At 34.1% G+C, this 23,604-nt stretch carries 22 protein-coding genes; 21 read left to right on the forward strand and 1 reads right to left on the reverse strand.

What is annotated here, in order from left to right:
* Positions 1-87 precede the first annotated feature (87 nt).
* The 21 genes from MN187_RS04765 (at position 88) to coaE (ending at position 21,647) form a co-directional block, all read left to right on the forward strand.
* Positions 88-378 (forward strand): UPF0223 family protein, encoded by a 291-nt coding sequence (locus MN187_RS04765; RefSeq protein ID WP_256463839.1) that lies wholly within the window; start codon positions 88-90, stop codon positions 376-378.
* Entirely contained in the window at positions 371-1,147 is a 777-nt protein-coding gene (locus MN187_RS04770) for an inositol monophosphatase family protein (protein ID WP_242094523.1), read from the forward strand. The genes MN187_RS04765 and MN187_RS04770 overlap by 8 nt, the downstream gene beginning before the upstream one ends.
* A gap of 116 nt (positions 1,148-1,263) precedes the next feature.
* Positions 1,264-3,108, forward strand: a complete 1,845-nt coding sequence (typA, locus tag MN187_RS04775; protein ID WP_242094525.1) for a translational GTPase TypA — start codon at positions 1,264-1,266, stop codon at positions 3,106-3,108.
* Positions 3,109-3,472: 364 nt separating this feature from the next.
* Positions 3,473-3,655 carry a hypothetical protein gene (locus tag MN187_RS04780; RefSeq protein WP_242094527.1) on the forward strand — a complete coding sequence of 61 codons (183 nt, stop codon included), beginning with the start codon at positions 3,473-3,475 and terminating at the stop codon, positions 3,653-3,655.
* On the forward strand, positions 3,612-3,980 hold the full coding sequence (locus MN187_RS04785) for a hypothetical protein (protein WP_242094529.1): 369 nt from the start codon (positions 3,612-3,614) through the stop codon (positions 3,978-3,980). Before MN187_RS04780 ends, MN187_RS04785 begins: the two co-directional genes overlap by 44 nt.
* A 493-nt stretch (positions 3,981-4,473) precedes the next feature.
* Positions 4,474-5,175: a tRNA (adenine(22)-N(1))-methyltransferase gene (locus tag MN187_RS04790; protein ID WP_242094531.1), complete on the forward strand. Its 702-nt coding sequence runs from the start codon at positions 4,474-4,476 to the stop codon at positions 5,173-5,175.
* Positions 5,172-6,290: a Nif3-like dinuclear metal center hexameric protein gene (locus tag MN187_RS04795; protein WP_242094533.1), complete on the forward strand. Its 1,119-nt coding sequence runs from the start codon at positions 5,172-5,174 to the stop codon at positions 6,288-6,290. The genes MN187_RS04790 and MN187_RS04795 overlap by 4 nt, the downstream gene beginning before the upstream one ends.
* A gap of 13 nt (positions 6,291-6,303) precedes the next feature.
* Entirely contained in the window at positions 6,304-7,539 is a 1,236-nt protein-coding gene (pepT, locus tag MN187_RS04800; RefSeq protein WP_241698985.1) for a peptidase T, read from the forward strand.
* A 202-nt stretch (positions 7,540-7,741) separates the two neighbouring features.
* Complete coding sequence (clpB, locus tag MN187_RS04805; RefSeq protein ID WP_117972288.1) at positions 7,742-10,339, forward strand: ATP-dependent chaperone ClpB; 2,598 nt, start codon at positions 7,742-7,744, stop codon at positions 10,337-10,339.
* A 62-nt stretch (positions 10,340-10,401) separates the two neighbouring features.
* Positions 10,402-11,004: a DUF5052 family protein gene (locus MN187_RS04810; RefSeq protein ID WP_117972289.1), complete on the forward strand. Its 603-nt coding sequence runs from the start codon at positions 10,402-10,404 to the stop codon at positions 11,002-11,004.
* A 261-nt stretch (positions 11,005-11,265) separates the two neighbouring features.
* Positions 11,266-11,703 carry an OsmC family protein gene (locus MN187_RS04815; protein WP_117972290.1) on the forward strand — a complete coding sequence of 146 codons (438 nt, stop codon included), beginning with the start codon at positions 11,266-11,268 and terminating at the stop codon, positions 11,701-11,703.
* A 123-nt stretch (positions 11,704-11,826) separates the two neighbouring features.
* Positions 11,827-12,150 (forward strand): hypothetical protein, encoded by a 324-nt coding sequence (locus MN187_RS04820; protein ID WP_117972291.1) that lies wholly within the window; start codon positions 11,827-11,829, stop codon positions 12,148-12,150.
* Positions 12,151-12,268: 118 nt separating this feature from the next.
* Positions 12,269-13,066, forward strand: coding sequence for a hypothetical protein (locus MN187_RS04825; RefSeq protein ID WP_147340772.1), 798 nt, complete (start codon positions 12,269-12,271; stop codon positions 13,064-13,066).
* Positions 13,067-13,182: 116 nt separating this feature from the next.
* A complete protein-coding gene (murC, locus tag MN187_RS04830; RefSeq protein WP_117972293.1) occupies positions 13,183-14,520 on the forward strand; it encodes a UDP-N-acetylmuramate--L-alanine ligase in 1,338 nt (445 codons plus the stop codon).
* 48 nt (positions 14,521-14,568) lie between these two features.
* Positions 14,569-15,048 carry a MaoC family dehydratase gene (locus MN187_RS04835; protein WP_117972294.1) on the forward strand — a complete coding sequence of 160 codons (480 nt, stop codon included), beginning with the start codon at positions 14,569-14,571 and terminating at the stop codon, positions 15,046-15,048.
* Positions 15,023-15,712, forward strand: a complete 690-nt coding sequence (locus MN187_RS04840; protein ID WP_117972770.1) for a Bax inhibitor-1/YccA family protein — start codon at positions 15,023-15,025, stop codon at positions 15,710-15,712. The genes MN187_RS04835 and MN187_RS04840 overlap by 26 nt, the downstream gene beginning before the upstream one ends.
* A gap of 116 nt (positions 15,713-15,828) precedes the next feature.
* Positions 15,829-16,218 (forward strand): GntR family transcriptional regulator, encoded by a 390-nt coding sequence (locus MN187_RS04845; RefSeq protein WP_117972295.1) that lies wholly within the window; start codon positions 15,829-15,831, stop codon positions 16,216-16,218.
* Positions 16,202-17,278 (forward strand): DUF5808 domain-containing protein, encoded by a 1,077-nt coding sequence (locus MN187_RS04850; protein WP_242094535.1) that lies wholly within the window; start codon positions 16,202-16,204, stop codon positions 17,276-17,278. Before MN187_RS04845 ends, MN187_RS04850 begins: the two co-directional genes overlap by 17 nt.
* 262 nt (positions 17,279-17,540) lie before the next feature.
* A complete protein-coding gene (gene polA, locus MN187_RS04855; RefSeq protein ID WP_117972297.1) occupies positions 17,541-20,192 on the forward strand; it encodes a DNA polymerase I in 2,652 nt (883 codons plus the stop codon).
* A gap of 18 nt (positions 20,193-20,210) precedes the next feature.
* Positions 20,211-21,041 (forward strand): DNA-formamidopyrimidine glycosylase, encoded by an 831-nt coding sequence (gene mutM / locus MN187_RS04860; RefSeq protein WP_242094537.1) that lies wholly within the window; start codon positions 20,211-20,213, stop codon positions 21,039-21,041.
* Positions 21,042-21,053: 12 nt separating this feature from the next.
* Positions 21,054-21,647 (forward strand): dephospho-CoA kinase, encoded by a 594-nt coding sequence (coaE, locus tag MN187_RS04865; RefSeq protein ID WP_242094539.1) that lies wholly within the window; start codon positions 21,054-21,056, stop codon positions 21,645-21,647.
* A gap of 41 nt (positions 21,648-21,688) precedes the next feature.
* Here the strand turns inward: coaE and MN187_RS04870 are convergent, their stop codons facing one another.
* Complete coding sequence (locus MN187_RS04870) at positions 21,689-23,305, reverse strand: MFS transporter (protein ID WP_241698990.1); 1,617 nt, start codon at positions 23,303-23,305, stop codon at positions 21,689-21,691.
* Positions 23,306-23,604 lie beyond the last annotated feature (299 nt).

Consider the following 23,604-nt stretch of genomic DNA (forward strand, 5'->3'; position numbering starts at 1 on the left):
CTTTTATTTGTTTTTACTATCTCTTTGGTGATTTTTTTGATACACTTTTAACTAGATAATATTACGATAAAGAGAACAGGTGAGCGTGTGAAAGAAAATTTTACGTATCCAATGAATCCCGATTGGACAACAGATGAGTTGATAAAAGTGATGGGAGTTTGGCAAGCAGTCGAACAAGCGTATGAATCGAAAATAGACGTGGATGAATTTTTTGATACTTATAAAGAATTTAAATCCGTGGTAAAAAGTATCGGTGAAGAGCGCCAATTAGGTCGTGAGTTTGAAGAAGTTAGTGGTTATTCCTTATATCGTGTGGTGCAACTAGCAAGAAAAAAACAAGCAGGTTTGATTAAGAGAAAGGATTTAGTGAATGGATAACAAACAATTAATGTTACAAGTCAAACAGTGGATGGAAGAAGCAGGTCAATACATTAAAGATGAGTTAAAACAAGTGGTGACAGTAGAAGAAAAAACGAATCGCAGTGATTTGGTAACAAATGTTGATAAAGGAACAGAATCCTTTTTAGTAAAAAAAATAAACGAGGCGTATCCCAATGATTTAATTATTGGTGAAGAAGGAACAGGAAGAGAGGTTTCTTCAACAAAAGGGAGAATCTGGATTATTGATCCAATTGATGGCACATTGAATTTTGTCAAACAACAAGAAAATTTTTGTGTGATGATTGGCATTTTTGAAGACGGAAACCCATTATTAGGGTTTATCTATGACGTGATGAAAAATGAATTTGTTTATGGTGGTCCTTCTACGGGTGTTTATTTAAATGGCACCCCATTACATGCTCCAGAAGATAGTTCTCTAGCAGATGGACTGCTAGGCTGTAACGTGGGAATGTATTCAGAGAATTATGAGCACAGTCGTGAGATTGCCTCAGCAGCTATTGGTGTTAGAATGTTAGGATGTGCTGGATTAGATTTTTTAAATGTTATTCGAGGTAAGCAAAATGCTTACATTTCCAATCTAGCTCCTTGGGATTTTGCAGCAGGAACGGTTTTATCACAAGCGTTAGGATTAGTCTGTCGTCAATTTCCTGACCTAGACTATAATATATTAGGAAAACGCCAGTATTTTATTGTTGCAACACCACAGACTTTTCGTGATATTCAAAAATTTTTTAAAAATAAGTGAAAAATGAAAAACTTTCACTTTTTTTCATGGAATTTTTTTGTTATACTGAATAGTCGGTTAATTTAAGCGAGGATTAATCGCTTATGTTTTTTAAACAGTAAGGAGAGTATATAATAGTGAAATTAAGAGAAGATATTCGTAATGTGGCAATTATTGCCCACGTTGACCACGGTAAAACAACGTTGGTAGACGAATTGTTAAAACAATCTGATACATTGGAAGGCCATACACAGTTACAAGAACGTGCAATGGACTCTGGTGATATTGAAAAAGAACGTGGTATTACGATTTTAGCTAAAAATACAGCCATCAACTATGCTGGAAAACACATCAACATCTTGGACACGCCAGGACATGCGGACTTTGGTGGAGAAGTTGAACGTATCATGAAAATGGTAGACGGTGTGGTGCTTGTTGTCGATGCGTATGAAGGAACAATGCCTCAAACACGTTTTGTGTTGAAAAAAGCCTTAGAGCAAAAATTAACACCAATCGTGGTTGTAAATAAAATTGATAAACCAACTGCTCGTCCAGCTGAAGTAGTGGATGAAGTATTAGAGTTATTTATCGAGCTTGGTGCTGATGATGACCAATTAGAATTCCCAGTTGTTTATGCTGCAGCTGTAAACGGAACATCAAGTTTATCTGATGATCCAGCTGATCAAGAACACACAATGAATCACGTACTTGACTCTATTATTGAGCATATTCCAGCTCCAGTTGATAATAGTGATGAGCCATTACAATTCCAAGTATCATTACTTGATTACAATGATTACGTTGGGCGTATTGGGATTGGTCGTGTATTCCGTGGAACAATCAAAGTTGGGGACCAAGTTGCTTTAATGAAATTAGATGGTTCTGTTAAAAAGTTCCGTGTCACTAAATTATTAGGTTTCTTAGGCCTAACTCGTGTGGAAATCAATGAAGCTAAAGCGGGAGATTTAATTGCGGTTTCAGGTATGGAAGATATCTTCGTTGGAGAAACTGTTACACCTGTTGACCACCAAGATGCTCTACCAATCCTACACATTGATGAGCCAACATTACAAATGACTTTCTTAGTAAACAACTCTCCATTTGCAGGTCGCGAAGGTAAATACGTGACGGCTCGTAAAATCGAAGAACGTCTACAAAACCAATTACAAACAGATGTGTCTCTAAAAGTTGAAGAAACTGAATCGCCAGATAAATGGATCGTTTCTGGACGTGGAGAATTGCATTTATCTATCTTAATAGAAAACATGCGTCGTGAAGGATACGAGTTACAAGTATCTCGTCCGAGTGTTATTTATCGTGACGTTGATGGCGTATTATGTGAGCCATTTGAACGTGTGCAAATTGACACACCTGAAGAATACATGGGTGGGGTTATCGAGTCATTAGGTCAACGTAAAGCAGAAATGCAAGACATGATCAACTCAGGTAACGGTCAAGTCCGCTTAATCTTCTTAGCTCCAGCCCGTGGATTAATTGGTTACTCAACTGAATTTATGTCATTAACTCGTGGATATGGTATCATGAACCACACGTTTGACTCATACCTACCAGTAATCTCTGGTTTAGTCAGTGGTCGTCGTAACGGTGCCTTAGTCTCTATCGACCAAGGTAAAGCTACAACTTACTCTATCATGAGTATTGAAGAACGTGGGACTGTCTTTGTTGAGCCAGGTACAGAAGTATACGAAGGAATGATCGTAGGTCAAAACTCTCGTGAAAATGACTTAGGTGTTAACATCACAAAAGCAAAACAAATGACTAACGTGCGTTCTGCAACAAAAGACCAAACATCAGTGATTAAAAAACCAAAAATCTTAACATTAGAAGAATCATTACAATTCTTAAATGACGATGAATACTGTGAAGTAACACCAGAAAGCATTCGTTTAAGAAAACAAATCTTAAACAAAGCTGAACGTGAAAAAGCAGCGAAACGTAAAAAACAAGCAGACAATGCTTAATTAAATTGAAAGGACTGGCCTTTGTGGTCAGTCTTTTTTATTTCATCGAATACTTATTGATCATGACAAAAAAATATTTTTTAATTAATAATCGTGAGTTATCCACAATAAAAGATTAGCAGAAAATATTTATAAAATCTGAATTTAGCATATAAGACACTATATATAGTGAGTTTTATAGCTTTTTAGAAAAATATACACTATATATAGTTGAAAAAATAATTTTTTAATAATAGAATGAAACTGTTAGAAAAATGTCGATACAAATAAAATGTATTGAATAATTTTCTAAATATACAAGAATGGAGATGATTCGATGAACTAATAATAAAAAATATTTACTGATTAAAAAAGGGGGGATAAGATGGTTATTGGCAGAAAAAAACCTTTTTCTCTTAGTCTTGGCGGACGAGAAAAAGGCAATAAGTATTCTTTTCTGTCTTTATCATCTCAAAAATGTTGCTTTTTAGCAACAAACTTAGATGAAAAGAGGAGATTTTTTAATGAAAAATTTAAAAAAATATGTACTGAGTACACAGGAAAGTAGTATTTATGAAATGATTCCTCATGGACTAGAGAACGCTAAGCGAGTTAAAGATATCTCAACACCGTTAAAACTTGATGAAAGAGAAGTGCATAATGCAATTAATTCAATGTGCCATAAAAATATACCTATTTGTTCGTCAAGAAAAGAACCTTTTGGTGTGTACATTCCTTTAAACGAAGAAGAAAGACGAATAGGATTAGTATCTTTAACTAATCAAGTAAATAATATGAGCGCTCGTGTTGAATTAGTTGGAAGAATAGATTTAAATTCATGGGAAGAAACGATTGAAACAACTTATCAGGCTAAACTACATGATGAATACTAGCAGTAACTAAAAAATCTAGTTATTAGCTTAATAGATTTTAGAAAAAATGAAATAGCATTATGAAATTTGTTAAAGGTCAATTAATTCTATAAAGAAAAAAATTAGCTAATAATCGTTTTAGAAAACATAAATATTAAAAAAGGTTACAAATGCTGATACAAATGATTTAAGTGATTGAGTACCTAGTCAATCAGTATAAAAAATTTGTATCAGCTTTAAAATTTGTCATGCATTTAAATGTAGGTTTTCCTCTTATTGTTGAATAGTCATGATAATTTGATTTGAAAATACATTAAAAGTAAACAATAACATTAATGATTCCAAGCATAGATATTTTACCTTAAAGCATTTCTTTATAACTTTTTCACTATTTGTAATTTAATACGTTATATTAAAAAGTTACCATAAATAACACAAATCATACTGTTAATAGCATTTAAAAAAATTTGATTAGTGTTATAATAAGATTAATGATGAAAAGTGAGGCGAATATATGGATTATCAACAATTATCAAACCGTTTGGAAGCAGTAGCAAATTTAGTGCCACAGGATAGCTTTTTAGCTGATATCGGCTCTGACCATGCGTATTTGCCTGCTCATTTAATATTAAATAATCAGATTACAGGAGCTATTGCCGGTGAAGTCGTCAAAGGTCCATATGAATCTGCTGAAAGATTGGTCAATGATTTATTACTGACAGATAAAATAGATGTTAGATTAGGAGATGGCTTAGAAGTCATCAAACCTTATGATAACGTAAGTGCTATCACGATTTGTGGGATGGGTGGCACACTCATTCGAGATATTTTAGAACGTGGCAAACACAAGAAATGCCTAACACGTAAAGAATTATTAATCTTGCAACCAAACGTTGGCTCTCATGTCCTAAGACGTTGGTTGGTAGAGAATCATTACATCATTCAAGATGAAAAAATATTGAGTGAGAATGATAAAACATACGAAATTATTGTTGCTGAAGCATCTGATAAAAAAGTAGAGCTAACTGAATCAGAAGAATTATTTGGCCCCATTTTGATGAATGAATCATCTGAAGTGTTTAAAGCAAAATGGCAATTTGAATTAGAACAATATGAACGCGTAATACGTCAGTTGTCTCAATCTAAAACAAGCCAAGATGAAAAAATAGCACAAATCAATCATCAGTGTGATTTAATCAAGGAGGTACTGTCGTGAAAATAACAGGAGCTGAATTTATTAAACAATTTGAATCAGTCGTCCCACTAGAACTTGCTGAAGATAATGATCCAGTTGGGTTACATATTGGCACGCTTAATAAACCGATTAATCGTGTGATGATGACACTAGATGTTAGACCTGATGTGGTGCAAGAAGCGATTGATAAAAAGATTGATTTAATCGTGGCGAAACATCCGCCGATTTTTCGTCCAGTGAAGCATTTGTTGGTCGATGATTTTCAAACTAAAATGTATGCTGATTTATTAAAGCATGACATCGCCGTCTACGCTGCACATACTAACATGGATATTGTCGATAATGGGTTGAATGACTTGTTTTGTGAGATGTTGGGTATTGACGTGACGGATTATTTACGTCAAACTCACGAATATTTTTACCGTAAGTTAGTAGTTTATGTGCCGACAACTCATGCAGAGTCACTACGAGAAGCATTTGGTGCTGCAGGCATCGGTGCTTACCATGATTATGATTACACAAGTTTTTCATCTAGCGGAACAGGTCGTTTTCGTCCACTTGAAAAGGCTCAACCAGCAATTGGTGAGAATAACGAGCTGACAAGTGTTGAAGAAGAAAAAATTGAAGTGATGTTTTTACCCCAAGAGTACCCAACAGTGCTGTCAATTATTAATGAGTATCACCCGTATGAAGAGCCGATGTTTGATATTTTCCCACTAGAAAATATATCAAAAACATATGGAATCGGTCGTATGGGTACTCTACCACAACCAATGCCATTGCTTGATTTTGTTGAAAAAGTTAAACAGACATTTGGCTTAAATGCCATTCGTTTAACGACTGACACAAAAGATAAACAAGTAAAAACAGTGGCTATTTGTGGTGGTAGTGGTGAGAAATTTTATAAAGACGCTCTTAAAAAAGGGGCAGATGTGTATATTACCGGAGATGTGTATTATCATACGGCTCATGATATGATGGAAGAAGGGTTATCAGTGATTGACCCAGGACATTATATAGAGTCAGTTTGTAAAAAATACTATGTTGAGTTATTTAATCAATGGAAACAACAAAATGATTGGGATGTCACGTTTATCGAAAGTGACGTGAATACTAATCCATTTGAAATAATATAAGGGAGTGTCAATTATGTATACAAATTTAGTACCAAGATTTATCAAGTATGTTAAGACAGAAACAAGATCGGACGCAACAAGCAAGACAACACCATCAACACCAACTCAAATTGCCTTTGCTAAAGAGTTGAAAAAAGAATTAGAAGATATTGGGATGTCAGATGTATTCCATAACGAAGAAAACGGATTTGTGATTGCGACATTACCAAGCAATACAGATAAAGACGTGCGTAGCATTGGATTTATCGCACATATGGATACAGCTGATTTTAACGCTGTTGGTGTGAACCCACAATTTGTAGAAAATTACGATGGTCAAAGTGATATTCCTTTAGACAAAGAAGGCAAGTTTAAGTTAACCGTTAAAGATTTCCCTAACTTAGCTAACTATAAAGGTCAAACATTGATTACAACGGACGGTTCAACTCTTTTAGGAGCAGATGATAAATCAGGTATCGCTGAAATTATGACTGCGATGGAATATTTAGTGAATCATCCAGAAATTAAACATGGTAAAATCATGGTAGCGTTTGGTCCAGACGAAGAAATCGGTGTTGGAGCGGATAAATTTAATGTCGAAGAATTCCCAGTAGACTTTGCTTATACGATGGATGGTGGACCAGTTGGTGAATTACAATTTGAAACATTTAGTGCTGCTCAAGCAGAAATTTCAATTGAAGGTAAAAACGTTCACCCAGGTACAGCAAAAGACACCATGATTAATGCCTTGCAAGTAGCCATTGACTTACATAATAAATTACCACAAGATGAAGTTCCTGAAAAAACAGATGGATATGAAGGATTCTTCCATTTATTACAATTAGATGGTGTGCCTGATGAAGCAACGATGACTTACATTATTCGTGATCATGACCGTGAAAAATTTGAAGCACGTAAATCACTACTTGAATCCATCGTAAAAGAATTTAACGACAACTTTGGTCAAGAACGTGTGTCATTAAACTTATTTGACCAATACTACAACATGCGTGAAGTTATCGAAAAAGATATGAGTATCATTGATTTAGTAGACGAAGCAATGCGTAATTTAGACATTGAACCAAATAAAGCACCCGTACGCGGTGGAACAGACGGTTCTAAAATTTCTTACATGGGATTACCTACACCAAATATTTTTGCTGGTGGGGAAAACATGCATGGACGTTTTGAATATGTGGCAGTTGAAAGCATGGAAAAAGCGACTAGCTTAATCGTAGAAATTGTTAAACTTAATGAAGAAAAAGCGTAAATAGTTTGAAGACTCGGTGATAATCGAGTCTTTTTTATGTCTTTTGATGAAAACTGTCGTTTTAAAGACCTAAAAAGTGTGGTTTTAATCACTTATATATATTAGAATAAACTTAACAGTTTGATGTCGAGTCTTTTTGTTTGACCTATTTTGACCTATGGTGTAAAATATATTTTGTAGTTAAGAATAAGGGGGTAATGATATGAATATAGAAAAAATGACTACGACATTGCAACAAGCAATCGCAGAAGCGCAACAAGTTGCAATCACTCGAAAAAATCAAGAGATTGATATTGTCCACTTATGGAAAATATTCTTACAACCCAATCATTTTGCTAGAAACTTATATGCCGGTATTGGCTTAGATGTTGATGCATTTGAAAGAGAAGTCGATAATGAATTAGATAAATTACCAACCGTTAGTGGAAATGTCCAATATGGACAAAACTTAAGTCAAAACTTGTTTCACTTATTGCAAGAAGCAGATAAAATTAGAGAATCATTTAATGACGACTATTTGTCAACCGAAGTAGTGGTTTTAGCCTTAATGAAACTTAAAAACTTTAGTTTAACCCGTTTCTTAATGGCACAAAAAGTGACCGAAGCTGAACTAACTGAACGTATTAAAGATTTGAGAGGAGGAGAACGTGTGACTAGTCAAAATCAAGAAGAACAATATGAAGCACTAGAAAAATACGGAACAAACCTTAATGAAGCAGTAAAATCTGGAAAACAAGATCCAATCATTGGGCGTGACGAAGAAATTCGTGATGTGATTCGTATTTTATCACGTAAAACAAAAAATAATCCAGTATTAATCGGTGAACCTGGTGTTGGTAAAACAGCCATCATCGAAGGATTAGCACAACGTATTGTGAAAAAAGACGTTCCTGAAAACTTAAAAAATAAAACCATCATCTCATTAGATATGGGGTCATTGATTGCTGGAGCGAAATTCAGAGGGGAATTTGAAGAACGTCTAAAAGCAGTTCTAAAAGAAGTCAAAAATAGCGATGGCGAAATTATTTTGTTCATCGATGAAATTCATACAATAGTAGGGGCTGGGAAAACAGAAGGTAGTATGGATGCCGGAAACTTACTTAAACCAATGCTTGCTCGTGGTGAGTTGCATTGTATTGGGGCGACAACACTTGATGAGTACCGTGAATACATGGAAACTGATAAAGCGTTAGAAAGACGTTTCCAAAAAGTATTAGTGAAAGAACCAACTGTAGAAGATACCATTAGTATTTTACGTGGATTGAAAGAACGTTTTGAAATCCATCATGGGGTAAACATTCACGATAACGCGTTAGTCGCTGCAAGTACATTGTCTAATCGCTACATCACTGATCGTTACTTACCAGATAAAGCAATTGATTTAGTCGACGAAGCGTGTGCGACTATTCGTGTTGAGATGAATTCAATGCCAACTGAATTAGACCAAGTAACGAGACGTTTGATGCAATTAGAAATTGAAGAAGCAGCTCTTAAAAAAGAAGATGACGATGCAAGTAAAAAACGTTTAGACATTCTTCAAGGTGAGTTGGCTGAATTAAGAGAAGAAGCCAATACACTAAAAATGCAATGGGAGACTGAAAAAGAAGAATTAAACAAAATAAATGAAAAACGTTCTGAGTTGGATCAAGCCAGAACACAACTTGAAAACGCAGAAAGTAACTACGATTTAGAAGAAGCTGCTGTGTTACGTCATGGAACGATTCCAAAACTTGAAAAAGAGTTAAAAGAATTAGAAGAAAAAGAAAAACATGATGGCCGTATGGTACAAGAAGTGGTAACTGACAAAGAAATCGCAGTTGTAGTTGGTCGTTTGACTGGTATCCCTGTGAAACGACTTGAAGAAGGCGAAAGAGAAAAAATCTTACGCTTAAACGAAACACTCCATAAACGTGTGATTGGTCAAGATGAGGCAGTCGATGCGGTGTCTGATGCGGTGATTCGCTCTCGTGCTGGATTGCAAGACCCTAATCGTCCACTTGGGTCATTCCTATTCTTAGGACCTACTGGTGTGGGTAAAACAGAGTTAGCGAAATCATTAGCTGAAAACTTGTTTGATTCTGAAGACCATATGGTACGTTTGGATATGAGTGAGTACATGGAAAAACATAGCGTGTCTCGTTTAGTCGGAGCTCCTCCTGGATATGTTGGTTACGAGGAAGGTGGCCAATTAACAGAGGCAGTAAGAAGAAGTCCGTACACTATTGTCTTGCTTGATGAAATTGAAAAAGCTCATCCAGATGTGTTTAACATTTTACTTCAAGTGCTAGATGATGGTCGTTTGACTGACTCTAAAGGTCGTGTCGTTGACTTTAAAAACACTGTGTTAATCATGACAAGTAATATTGGGTCTCAACTATTGCTTGATGGCGTAGATGAAGATGGAAACGTATCTGAGAGTGCTAAAGAAGGGGTTCTTGACATGTTACGTGGTCACTTCAAACCAGAATTCTTAAACCGTATTGATGATACTATCTTGTTTAGTCCGCTTACTCTAGACAACGTGAAAGATATCATCGTGAAAATGACTGAAAGCTTAACAAGACGTTTAGCTCATCAAGATATCAAATTAACAATCTCTGAGGATGCGAAAACTTGGATTGCTGAACAAGCATACGATCCAATTTACGGCGCTCGTCCAATCAAACGTTTCTTAACAAAAGAAGTGGAAACACCTCTTGCTAAAGAAATTGTTGCTGGAAAAATTGGTCCTAAAACAGACGTCATGATTGAAGTAGTAGAGGGTAAATTATCATTTACTGCATTACAAACCGAAGAGTAGTATAATAAAAGGCAAAGATGTTAAATCATCTTTGCTTTTTTTAATAAGGAGAGGAGCTAATCATGAAACATAAAAAACAATTATTAGTAGTGGGATTATTAAGTATGACAGTAATCATGTTATCAGGTTGCCAAGATATTATGAATTCTTTTAAGCAGTTTGAACAAAGTTTTAAAGGTTTAGAGATGACTGTTAGAACGTATGATGAACAAAGCCAAGTGATGGATAAAGTTCAAGGAAAATCTGTCAAAATTGAACGAGATAATACCTTCGACACAGATGAAGACAGTAAAGACTCCAGTGTGATTCAAATTACTGTCGGTAAAAATGAAATGCATCATGTTGGCTCATCAATGATTATTGAGGAAAAAGGACTAACCAACGTTTTTGATGAATATGCTGACAAAGTAGATATCAACAATACTAAAAGAAGTGTGCCAATGATTAACTCAATGGTGAATGATTTTAGTAATTCGTTTAAAGGAAAAGACAAAGTGATTTTGATAAGAAGTCAAAATGGAACCCCGCTAGCAACTTATGCTGGAAATAAAGTATCAATGTATTCAACGGATGTGCCAAAAAGTACAGGGATTTTAATTGATGGAAAATATTTGTTTATTTACCGATGTGATTACACGATTTATGATAAAGCATTAGTTGATTAATCTTTAATATTGAAAAGAAGCGATTATTATGGCTTCTTTTTTTAGTTAATCTGATAGGTTTCATTGTATGTATAAAGAAATCATATTGATTTTTTTATGTTATTTTCCAATTATATTACTCTTTTAAAGTAATGATGAGTGAAATAATAGGATTGAGAGCGTTTTTAAATGATAGGATTTTAGTAAAATAATGTCATTTGAGTTAAAAAATACTTATTTTGTGATACCATGATAGGTATATTAGATTAGGAGGAAGTTAGTATGACAGTTCAAACATTTAAAACAGTAGCAGAGAATACTCAAGGAGTACAAGTTTCCGTAAAATCAAGAGGTTTTGAATTTATATTAGATGAACCTAAAAATCTAGGCGGAAATGATACTGGAATGAATCCAGTGGAAGCGTTATTAGGTGCATTAGGGGCTTGTAAGGTCATCGTAGCTAAGAGCTTTGCTGCTTATCATAAAATTAATCTAAAATCTATCAAAGTAGAAGTAGAAGGCGAATTAGATACAGATGGTTTTTCAGGAAAAAATCCAAATGCTAAAGTTGGTTTTTCTAAAATCGTGTCAAATTTTTATATCGACGCTGATAACACAGACGAAGAAATTGCTGATTACGTGCGTTTTATCAACAAAACATGTCCAGTAGCCGATACAATTGAAAACGCTCCTGAAATGGAATCGTATATTATTAAATAATGTTTTCACTAGACTAGTCCTTAGGGCTAATTTTTTTATTGATTGGGTGCTAAATAAGATTAACAAAAGCCATTTAGTTTGGTATAATGCGTATTGTGTTATATATAAGGGAGGAGTGAATTAATGGCAAATAATCAGTCGAACAATAAATATCACTTATTATTAAAAGGGTTTTTGGTTATTTATGTGATTGAATTAATTTGGTTTTTATATTCTCAAATTATTAAACCACTAATGAATGGAAATACTTTAAATATGGGCTCAGTTGAGCTAGCTATTTTATTGGCAGTTGCTCTTATTGTTGTATTAATCTTTTACATGTTGAAAAAATCGCATAAAGTTAGCGGTATTGTGTTATCTATTTTTGGTGTTAGTTTAATTCTTTTTGGTATTCTTGCCCCACTGTTAGATGTGTATATACCGTTTCTATGGCATTTATTCCACTAAATAAACAAGGAAAGTACAAAGTGAAATCTTTGTACTTTTTATTTATTTAACGTTAAATTAGATGTTTTCTATCTAGAGGTATGTTAGAATAAATAAAGTGAAATTAAAGGAATGATAAATGATGAATTTTTCTGATAAGCGTAAACACTTTCGATTTCCTGTTTATGATGATGAGACAGGAGTCAAATTAAATAGACCATCACAACAGTTGGGTGATAATGCTAAACGAACTGTGAGTAGTCAAGAAAATGACACAGTTATCTTAGATCCTATCGAAATGGTTTCTGAACCAAAATATTTTGGGGAAGATGGTTTGCCAGAGATGGAAATCGAACGAGCTGAACCGAATCGAAGTGTGCAACAAAAAATTAACGTAAAAAAAGCTAAAACACCTTTGACTTCTAAAACGGTGACACCAAAGAAAACAGCAGAAAAGACGGTTAACTTAAATAATAGCAATATTGAAATTAAGAAGATGACTAATCAGGTCTATGCTGAGCCTAGTGAACAAGAATATAAAGCACCACAATCATCTTTTTCTAATAAGTTATATGAGACAGATCAAAATGGCCAAGCTAAATACCGTAAACGACATCATAATCGTAAACCATTTTCTTCTTCTTATCACTTACCTGGAGAAAACCCACAAGATTTATTCAAACCTAAGTATATTCCAGCATCATTGATTGATGATAAACCAGCTAGTAATAGTGAGATTGAATCAACACAAGTCATGAAAGAGTTAAGACAATCGGCTAAAGACCATTTGTTAATGATGGATGAATTAGACCCAGTAGAAATGGTTGATGATACCACACCAATATCAGCTAAAAAAAATAATCGATTAGAAAAATCATTGTCTGGTATTATGCAAGATGAATCAAGACAAGACTCAGACAACTTTTATTTTGATTAGGGAAATACTTACTGGAATCAGTGGATTCTTGTAAGTATTTTTTATTGAATTGTTATCTTAATTGTAAGATAATACAGGATAGTCATAATTTATTATATTAATAGAGGAGCTTTTCTATGGAACTGAATAAAAATAAAACGTACCACTTTGTCGGAATTAAAGGAACAGGAATGAGTGCATTAGCTCTTATTTTGCATCAAAAAGGATTTACAGTACAAGGATCTGATATTGACAAATATATCTTTACTCAAAGAGAATTAGAATTGGCTAACATTCCGATTAAACCATTTCAAGAAGTGAATATACAAGATGATATGGTGATTATTGCTGGAAATGCGTTTCCAGACAGTCATATTGAAATAAAAGCAGCACTTAAAAAAGGATTACCGGTTATTCGTTATCATAAATTCTTAGGAGAATTTATTAAGCACTTTACAAGCATTGCGGTAACGGGTTCTCATGGAAAAACAACGACTACAGGATTGTTGTCTCACGTCTTTTCAGGAATTGAGCCAACAAGTTACTTAATCGGAGATGGGACTGGACATGGTGAGCCCGGAGCGAAATTCTTCTGTTTTGAAGCATGTGAATATCGTCGTCACTTTTTAGCATATTCTCCTGACTATGCGATTATGACAAACATTGATTTTGATCACCCTGATTATTATCATGGCATTGAGGATGTGTTTGATGCATTCCAGTCATTTGCTAATCAAGTGAAAAAAGGAATCATCGCATTTGGTGATGATAAAAACTTAAGACGTTTGAAAACAGATGTGCCAGTTTATTATTATGGATTAAATGAGACGGATGATTTCCAAGCGGTTAATATTGAGCGAACAACTGAAGGGTCATCATTTGATGTACTCCATAAAGGAGATATGATTGGCTCATTTAAAGTGCCAACATACGGCGTGCACAATATTTTAAATGCTTTAAGTGTGATTGCGATTTCTCACCTAGAAGGATTTGATATGAGTTTAGTCGCCAAAGAGATGCTAACATTTGGTGGCGTGAAACGTCGTTTTAGTGAAAAACGCGTTTCTGATATGATTATTGTAGATGATTATGCTCACCACCCAGCAGAAATCAAAGTAACGATTGATGCGGCAAGACAAAAATATCCTGAAAAAGAAATTATTGCTGTCTTCCAACCACATACGTTTACTAGAACCATTGCGTTATTGGATGAATTCGCTGAATCACTAGATCATGCTGACCAAGTTTATTTATGTGACATCTTTGGTTCTGCAAGAGAAGAAATTGGTTCGGTAAAAATTGAAGATTTAGGCGTTAAAATTTCTAAAGGTGGCGATTTAATTACACTAGAAAATATGTCACCACTACTTGATTACAAAGAGGCTGTTGTGATTTTTATGGGAGCAGGAGATGTACAGAAATTTGAAGTGGCGTATGAAAGTTTATTAGGAAACACTCGTCCAAATACAATGTAGTTGGTGATTGTTTTCTGATATGATAAGATAAAAAGGAAGGGAGAGGTAATCATCGATTCGTCAAAAAATAAAATTAAAGCCATTACGGAATTTAATGAGGGAGAGATTTTAAGCATCACAGAAACCTTAGAAGATAGCCAAATTTTACTCTATCTAGGATTAACCAAAGATGCAAATCCTTTATTTATTCAAACAGAATTTGCAGAAGAAACGATTAATGATGCGCCAATTGTACCAAGTATCATGTTAATGGGAATTATTTCAAGTAATATCTCAAAACATTTACCTGGTCCAGGATGGAATATTGTAAATCTAACATTTAACTTACTTCGAAATGTGTATCACGGTGAAACACTGACGTTTCATTTTGAAATCATAAACATTGACGAGTTGAAGAGAACGATGACACTTTCTGTTAAAGCGTATGATTATGATGATGAACGTCTTTTAAATTCGGTGGTTATTGTCGAACTTAATACAAAAGAGAAAGTGAGCGATGTCAATGAATCAACAACATCAAACAATTGAACATACAAATGGTTTAGCGAAATTTTACAGTAAAGTATATGGCTATTTAGGCGTTGGCTTAGGTATTAGTGCCTTAATTTCTTACTTAGTGCTTAATGTATTTGCTGAATCTGTTTTACCCGTTATTTTTGGTAATCCATTACTATTTTGGGGTATGTGGATAGCACAACTTGTACTAGTTGTTTACCTTGGAAAAAATGCATTTAATGATTCAGCTAAATCATTCATTGGGTTTATCGCCTATTCCGCTTTAACTGGTGTGACCATTTCTGTCACGCTTGCGATGTACAATCAACAAGCCATTGTTCGTGCGTTTGTTACAACAGCGATTATGTTTGTTGGGATGTCACTACTTGGTGTGTTTATCAAAAAAGATTTAAGTGCCATGGGTCATGCTTTATATAGTTTAGTGATTGGTGTGATTATTGCGACACTGATTAACGTCTTTTTCTTAAAAAGTGCCCCAGTTGATTATTTTATTTCTTATTCAATGGTTGTCATTTTTGCTGGATTGATTGCATATGATAATCAAAAAATTAAAGTAATTTATCAAGAAAGTGGTGCGAAAACAGCATCAGGTTTAGCTGTTTATTGTGCATTAAGCTTATACCTTGATATCGTCAACTTATTCTTAGCGTTAGTAAGAATTTTCGGTAGAGATTAATACAAGTAAGAGAAGTCCTTTTAAAAAGGGGCTTCTTTTTTTTGACACCTTTTTTGTTATAGTTGACATATAATATTTTTTGTTATACTATAACTATAACAAAAAGAGGTGAGACCATGATAGAGATTGATACAGAGAGTATTATCCCAATATATAGTCAGCTAATGTTTCAAATAAAGCGAGCAATTGTATTAGGGAATCTAAAGAGGGGGCAAAGTATGCCAAGCGTGAGATCGCTGGCTGGAGATATTGGTGTGAATTTGCATACGATTAATAAAGCGTACAAATTACTTGTAGAAGAGGGTGTATTGGTTCAAGAAAAAAAAGGCTTTACAGTGAGTTGTGAAAAACCAATTCAAACCAGTGAAGAAAATAAAAAACAAATTCAACAAAAATTAGATGAAATTATTATTGATGGGTTAATTTTTGATCTAGATATAGAGGCATTAATTGAGCAAAGATTAAATATACTTGAAGGATGTGAAATAAATGATTTGGATAATTAGTGCGTTACTTTTATTTTTAGGGTTTTCAATGTCTATGACACCTTACATAACACAAAGAGGGATTATTTTTGGTGTGACTTTATCAAAAGAAACCGATGACATCATTCAGTTAAAGAAACGATATTTTAATCAAAATATGCTATTAAGCATAGTGATAATACTATTGTTTATTTTTTTTGATAAAGGATTAAATCTATCAGAGGAAACATTGAGCATTATAATGGTGGTCTTTATCTCTCTTCAAATGGTATTTGGGATTGTCGCCTATTTCATTGCGAATCGACAAGTAGCATGTTATAAAAACCAACTAATTAAAGAAGGCTATCAACCAAACAAAAAAATGGTGCTTGATTTAAATTACCGAGAAACTATGACGATTTTTCCGACGTGGTTATTAGTTGCTATTCAACTTATTATTATCGCAATCGAAATAATTATCACGATCAAACATCAAGCAATTATCCCTAATAAAATCATCATGCAATGGGATTTTCAAGGAAATCCTACAAGAATAGTTGATAAAACATGGTTTAATATTTATTCTTTACCCATTATTCAATTAGTCATGGTATTTATATTAAGCATCACCAATGAATCATATAAACGTGGCAAACAACGAGTGATGAATAATCAATCAGTTAAATGGAGTCAGTCTTTTAGAAAAATATCTTCTTATGTAGGAGTAGTGATTGCGGTATTAGTCCAAATCACGATATTTAGTATCCAAATGACCAGTGTGGTACCACTGCTCACTGAGAAGACACTGTTTAAAATATTCATTATCCTTTTAGGACTCATGTTACTCACTATTATCAGTTTAATGGTGATTTATGGACAAAGTGGTTCTAGATTAAATCCGTCAAGTGTGATACCACAAGCCTATGATGATGATAAATACTGGAAATGGGGGATGTTTTATTATAATCGAGAGGATCCATCCTTTTGGGTTGAAAAGCGAATGGGGATTGGCATGACGATTAATCTGGCTAATTGGAAAGCAGTCGCATTTGTGGTGATACCGATTGTTTTTATGTTAGGCGTGTCGTTTTTTATTAGTTAACGATCAAAACACAGAATCTAAGGGTTTTGTGTTTTTTTATTAATTATTATTGGTATGGCTGGCAATGAATAGAAATCATTTTTTTTTTATTTTACTGGTTATTATAAAGATTTATTTACATAAACTATTATCGCAAACAAGATAATCTTTCAAAAGAATAATGCAGCTAGACAAAAATAAACCCCTTTAGGATTTTTAACTTTCGCAATAGCATGTAAAATTTGATAGAATATTAACAGAAGAATAGAAATGGAGTGTCATAATGGCGAAGAAAAAATTATTATTAGTCGATGGAAATAGTATTGCGTTTAGAGGATTCTATGCACTCTATCAGTCACTTGAACGTTTCAAAAATAACAATGGTTTACATACAAATGCGTTATATGCAGTCAATAATATGTTAGAAAATATATTAGCTAAAGAAGAACCAACTCATGTATTAGTAGCATTTGATGCAGGGAAAACAACCTTTAGACATGCATTTTACGAAGATTATAAAGCGGGACGAGCAAAAACACCAAGTGAATTTAAGGAACAAATGCCTTATTTACGAGATTTAATTGAAGGTCTTGGGATGAAGCATTTTGAACTAGATAATTATGAAGCAGATGATATCATTGGAACACTTGCGACAAACTATGCCTCGGAGGAAATAGATGTTGTGGTGTTATCTGGAGATAAAGATTTAACTCAACTAGCAAGTGAGCACACGAAAGTGGATGTAACGGTGAAAGGTGTCAGTGAAATCGAAAGTTATACACCTGAGCATATTATGGAAAAATATGAATTAACTCCGTCACAAATTGTCGACATGAAAGGTCTAGCAGGAGATCAATCAGATAATATTCCTGGTGTCACTAAAATTGGTGAAAAAACAGCTATCAAGTTATTAAAAGAGTATGGCACAGTTGAAGGTATCTATGAACACATTGATGATATGAAAAAAAGTAAAATGAAAGAAAATCTGATCAATGAAAAAGACATTGCCTTATTAAGTAAAAAACTAGCCACCATTGATACAAATGTTCCACTCGATATGACGCTAGATGATTTAGTTTATAATGGGAAAGATTTAGAAAAGTTGATTCCTTTTTATAAAGAAATGGATTTTAATTCATTCTTGGCAAAATTAGATACCAGTCATGTAGAAAGTGATTTAGTTGAAAAAGTCGCGATTCATTATGAGGTTGTGTCAGATTTAAGGGAAGATATGTTTACTTCAGATATGACGTTTTATGCAGAGATGTTAGGAGAAAATTATCATACTTCCCCAATTGTTGGGTTTGCTTTTGGAAACAAAGAAAAAGTCTATGTGACAGATAATATGGACTTACTTTCGCATCCATTGTTGGTTCAATGGCTTCAAGACAATGAAAAAACGAAAAAAGTTTTTGATGCAAAAAGACAATATGTAGCGTTAAATCGTTATCACATTAAACTTGAAAATGTTAAATTTGATATGCTATTAGCTGCGTATTTAGCTGATTCAACGAATAATAGTGAAGACTTAGCTCAAATCGCTCATTTTTATGATTATTATGATGTGGATCGTGATGAAGTGGTTTATGGTAAGGGAGCAAAGAAAGGGTTACCTGAATCCATTGACACGTTATATGAGCATTTAGCTCGTAAGGTTATCGCAATAGACTCATTGTATGAGCCAATCATGACCGATCTTGAAGATAAAAACCAAGCTGATTTATTTTATAATATCGAATTACCAATTGCCTTGATTTTAGCTGATATGGAAATAGAAGGCATTACGGTGAATGCGAGTCGATTGCAAGAAATGAAAGGCGAATTTGCTGAGAGATTAAGTGAGATTGAACAAACGATTTACGGTATTGCCGGCGAAGAGTTTAACATTAACTCGCCAAAACAATTGGGTGTGATTTTATTTGAAAAAATGGGATTGCCTGTTATTAAGAAAACAAAAACCGGTTATTCGACAGCGGTTGACGTATTAGAAAAATTACAGGGTGAGTCACCCATCATTGATAGTATTTTGTCTTACCGACAGTTAGCTAAAATTCAATCAACGTACGTGGAAGGATTATTAAAAGTCATTTTTGAAGATAATAAAATCCATACCAGATACATTCAAACACTAACTCAAACAGGGCGACTAAGCTCAGTTGACCCTAATTTGCAAAATATTCCAATTCGATTGGAAGAAGGACGTCAAATTCGTCAAGCATTTGTTCCACGACAAAAGGGATGGAAATTGTTCGCATCCGACTATTCTCAAATTGAGTTGCGTGTGTTAGCGGCTATTTCTGATGATGAACATTTAAAAGAAGCGTTTATTGAAGGAATGGATATTCATTCAAGTACAGCGATGCGTGTGTTTGGTATTGAAAAAGCTGAAGACGTAGATAGCAATATGCGTCGCCAAGCAAAAGCCGTTAACTTTGGGATTGTGTATGGGATCAGTGATTATGGTTTATCACAAAATTTAGGCATTACACGAAAAGAAGCGCAAGAGTTCATCGACCGTTACTTTACAATGTATCCAGGTGTTAAAAAATATATGGAAGACATTGTGCGAGAAGCAAAAGATAAGGGGTATGTTGAAACGATGTATCATCGTCGCCGTTATTTACCAGATATCAATGCTAGAAACTTTAATCTGCGCTCATTTGCTGAAAGAACAGCGATTAACACGCCAATTCAAGGAAGTGCTGCTGATATTTTAAAAATTGCGATGATTCAGATACATAAACGATTAAAAGAAGAAAACCTGCAAGCAACGATGTTGTTACAAGTACACGATGAGTTAGTATTTGAAGCACCAGAGGAAGAAATTCCAGTCTTGCAACAATTAGTCGAAGAAACCATGAATCATGCCGTTGAATTATCTGTCCCACTTAGAGCAGATAGTAGTTATGGTGACACATGGTATGATGCCAAATAAGATAAAGGGGTAGAGTGAATGCCTGAATTACCAGAAGTTGAAACAGTCAGAAAAGGACTGGTTCAACTTGTTAAAGGAAAAGAAATTAGTAATGTTATCGTCGATTGGGGAAGAATTATTGAGTCTCCTGAAGTAGACGAATTTATTCATACATTAGTCGGTCAAACGATTTTAGATGTGGACAGACGTGGTAAATTCTTGATTTTTAAATTAAGTCATCACGATATGATTAGCCACTTGCGAATGGAAGGAAAATTTGAATATCATAGTCAAACCGATGAGATTCAAAAACACACGCACGTTCGTTTTCAATTTACTGATGGAACAGAATTACGTTATCTCGATGTGAGAAAGTTTGGTCGTTTGTCGCTTGAAGAAAAAGACCATGGAGAAGATTACAAAGGTATAAAAAAATTAGGTCCGGAACCGATTTTACCTGATTTTGATTTAGAGGTTTTTAAACAGCAATTAAAGAAAAAACATCGTGCGATTAAACCGTTATTACTGGATCAAACTTTAGTGACTGGATTAGGAAATATTTATGTTGATGAAGCATTGTATCAATCGTGTATTCATCCAGAGCAGATAGCATCAAAACTAACGGACAATGAAGTTGAAACACTTCATCAATCTATTATTGATGTCTTAGCGATAGCTGTAGAGGCTGGTGGAACAACTATTAGAACTTATAAAAATGCTTTAGGCGACGCTGGTAATTTTCAAGTGTATTTATCGGCATATGGCAAACAAGGTGAACCTTGCAAACGCTGTGGTCATACGATTGAAAAAATAAAGGTCGCTCAACGTGGGACTCATTTTTGTCCTGTTTGTCAAGTCGCTCATGATTAGGAGGGGTAAGCCATGTCTTATTTGTTAGGATTAACTGGTGGCATTGCTTCTGGAAAATCAACCATTAGTCAGTTTTTCAAATCAAAACACATTCCTGTGATTGATGCAGACTTAGTTGCTAGAGAAGTGGTAGAGCCTAATACAACTGGGTTAAATCAGATTGTGGCTCATTTTGGTGAAGAGATTCTGTTGTCCAATGAAAAACTTAATCGAAAAAAATTAGGATCGATTATTTTTGAGGATGAAAAAAAAAGAGAACAATTAAATACCATATTGTCAAAAGAAATTCGTCAAAATATTTTAGAGAAAGTGACTTATTTCCAGTCGAGAAAAGCACCTCTCATTGTGCTTGATATTCCACTTCTTTATGAAGGAGCATATGATGAGATGGTAGATAGTGTCATGGTTTGTTATGTACCGAAAAAGACTCAATTACACCGATTAATGTTGCGTGATGGGTTAAATGAGGAAGACGCCTTGAAACGAATTGATAGTCAAATGAGTTTGGATGATAAAAAAAATCTGGCTGATACAATAATTGACAATAGTGGATCAATCGAAGAAACATTAAAACAAGTCGATAATTGGCTAACACACTTTTCATAAAAAAACCACCTGAGCGTTTTCGTTCAGGTGATTTCGTTTTTTTATTCTGTTGCTTTATCTTTTCGTTTATAAAGACCAAACGTTAAAATAAAACTAATAAACATAATAATGGAGGCAATACCAATTGTTTTAACCACACTATTTGTAAAGTTGTGATCTAATTTTGTAACGATATTAGCTTGAATTGATTTTGTTAAATGCAATGTTTCAGGATTTGATTGTTTTAACACACGAATAGATGATCCTGCACTATCAATCACACTTGATTCAAGTGAATGTTGGACTTGTGTTGGTAATCCAACATTGTCTAACGTATTTGGAATATCATGTTGTAATTGTAAACCAAATACTGTTCCAATAATCGCAATTCCTAAAGCTGAACCAATTTGACGAACAGTGGATTGAATACTTGATCCTTGACCAGATTGAGCAGGAGGCACATCTTTTAATACAATTGACGTTAATTGAGCAGATGCAAAACCTAATCCGATACCGTATACGACTAACCAAACAATAATCCAAGTTAAGCCATTATTTGGATCAACGGTTTTAAAGAAACCGAAAAATCCAAGTGTTTCTAGGAATAATCCAAGAGAAACAACAAATGAAGCAGATGTTTTTTCAACAATAAAGGATGCCATTCCACCAGCTAAAAAGGCACCAAGTCCCATCATCGCTAAAATAGCACCTGATTTAATTGGACTAAGTGTTAAAATATTTTGTAAAAATAGTGGTAATAAGAATAATAAACCTGATTCCCCAATTGCTACAATTCCTGCAATCGTGTTACCCAATGAAAAACTTTTGAATTTAAATAGTGATAAATCAAGTAAATGAGATTTATTTGTTTTACTTAGATGTGCTTCCCAAACTAAGAATAAAGCAAAGAAAATAGCTCCTACAACAAGTAGAGTTGGGATGATAGATAAGTTAAAGAGAGTGGGATGATCGCCTTTTACGTGCCACCAACCATAATTACGTCCTTCAATAATACCAAATACTAATAAAATTAACCCAATAGTTGATAAAATAAAGCCAATAAAATCAAAACCGTTCGTCATCTTTTCACCATAAGTTTCAGGTAAAAATTTTAAAGCCGCTAAAATAATAAATAATCCAATTGGTAAATTAATCCAGAAAATCCAATGCCATGTCATATAAGTGGTAAAATACCCACCTAACAATGGTCCAATAGCTGCCATACCAGAAATCACTGAGCCCCATACAGCAAAAGCGACAATACGATCTTTTCCAAAGAACAGTGCATTAACAGCTGATAAGGTAGTTGGTAAAACCGTAGCTCCTCCAATACCTTGCATGGTTCTAGCCGCTAACATAAAGGTAATATCTTTTGAAAAACTAGCCATTATAGAGCCAACTAAAAAAATAATGATTCCAGTAATGAGCATTTTTTTTCGACCAAAATTATCTGCAATGCGTCCCATGGTAATTAATAAAGAAGAGAAAATTAAAGAATAAAGCGTAATAATCCATTCAGCATCTGTAAAAGATAATTTTAAATCTTTCATAATGACGGGTAAAGACACATTAACAATGGTTCCATCTATTACAACTAGAGATACAGACAGAGCGAGTACGGCTAATGCCCACCATTTATGTTTGACAGTTTGTTGTTGTGCAGTTGTAGTATCTGCCACATTGAACACCTCACTTAATATAGTTATTTACGTTTCTATACTACACCTAAAGTGACGATGTGTCACACAGTTTGCGATATTAACACATATTTTTTACATAGTCATAAAATAGTCACTATTTAAAGGTAAATAGTCACTATTAAATACAAAATAATTAGAAAAGATTTCTTGTTTTTTAGTATGGAGAAAAATTTGTTATAATGGCTTAATCTGTCTAAACTAGTTTGCCTATACCAATAGTGGTGTTACATGTTATAATAGTGCTACTATTTTGTCTATTGAGACAGTTTATGAAGAGG

It is taken from the genome of Vagococcus sp. CY52-2, assembly GCF_022655055.1.
In the GTDB taxonomy this organism is placed as follows: Bacteria; Bacillota; Bacilli; order Lactobacillales; family Vagococcaceae; genus Vagococcus.

Excerpts from the sequence above, each read along its gene's own strand:
- MN187_RS04770 (WP_242094523.1), top strand. The coding sequence starts at position 371 with ATGGATAACAAACAATTAATGTTACAAGTCAAACAGTGGATGGAAGAA.
- MN187_RS04780 (WP_242094527.1), top strand. The coding sequence starts at position 3,473 with ATGGTTATTGGCAGAAAAAAACCTTTTTCTCTTAGTCTTGGCGGACGA.
- MN187_RS04785 (WP_242094529.1), top strand. The coding sequence starts at position 3,612 with ATGAAAAATTTAAAAAAATATGTACTGAGTACACAGGAAAGTAGTATT.
- MN187_RS04790 (WP_242094531.1), top strand. The coding sequence starts at position 4,474 with ATGGATTATCAACAATTATCAAACCGTTTGGAAGCAGTAGCAAATTTA.
- pepT (WP_241698985.1), top strand. The coding sequence starts at position 6,304 with ATGTATACAAATTTAGTACCAAGATTTATCAAGTATGTTAAGACAGAA.
- clpB (WP_117972288.1), top strand. The coding sequence starts at position 7,742 with ATGAATATAGAAAAAATGACTACGACATTGCAACAAGCAATCGCAGAA.
- MN187_RS04810 (WP_117972289.1), top strand. The coding sequence starts at position 10,402 with ATGAAACATAAAAAACAATTATTAGTAGTGGGATTATTAAGTATGACA.
- MN187_RS04815 (WP_117972290.1), top strand. The coding sequence starts at position 11,266 with ATGACAGTTCAAACATTTAAAACAGTAGCAGAGAATACTCAAGGAGTA.
- MN187_RS04820 (WP_117972291.1), top strand. The coding sequence starts at position 11,827 with ATGGCAAATAATCAGTCGAACAATAAATATCACTTATTATTAAAAGGG.
- MN187_RS04825 (WP_147340772.1), top strand. The coding sequence starts at position 12,269 with ATGATGAATTTTTCTGATAAGCGTAAACACTTTCGATTTCCTGTTTAT.
- murC (WP_117972293.1), top strand. The coding sequence starts at position 13,183 with ATGGAACTGAATAAAAATAAAACGTACCACTTTGTCGGAATTAAAGGA.
- MN187_RS04840 (WP_117972770.1), top strand. The coding sequence starts at position 15,023 with ATGAATCAACAACATCAAACAATTGAACATACAAATGGTTTAGCGAAA.
- MN187_RS04845 (WP_117972295.1), top strand. The coding sequence starts at position 15,829 with ATGATAGAGATTGATACAGAGAGTATTATCCCAATATATAGTCAGCTA.
- MN187_RS04850 (WP_242094535.1), top strand. The coding sequence starts at position 16,202 with ATGATTTGGATAATTAGTGCGTTACTTTTATTTTTAGGGTTTTCAATG.
- polA (WP_117972297.1), top strand. The coding sequence starts at position 17,541 with ATGGCGAAGAAAAAATTATTATTAGTCGATGGAAATAGTATTGCGTTT.
- mutM (WP_242094537.1), top strand. The coding sequence starts at position 20,211 with ATGCCTGAATTACCAGAAGTTGAAACAGTCAGAAAAGGACTGGTTCAA.
- coaE (WP_242094539.1), top strand. The coding sequence starts at position 21,054 with ATGTCTTATTTGTTAGGATTAACTGGTGGCATTGCTTCTGGAAAATCA.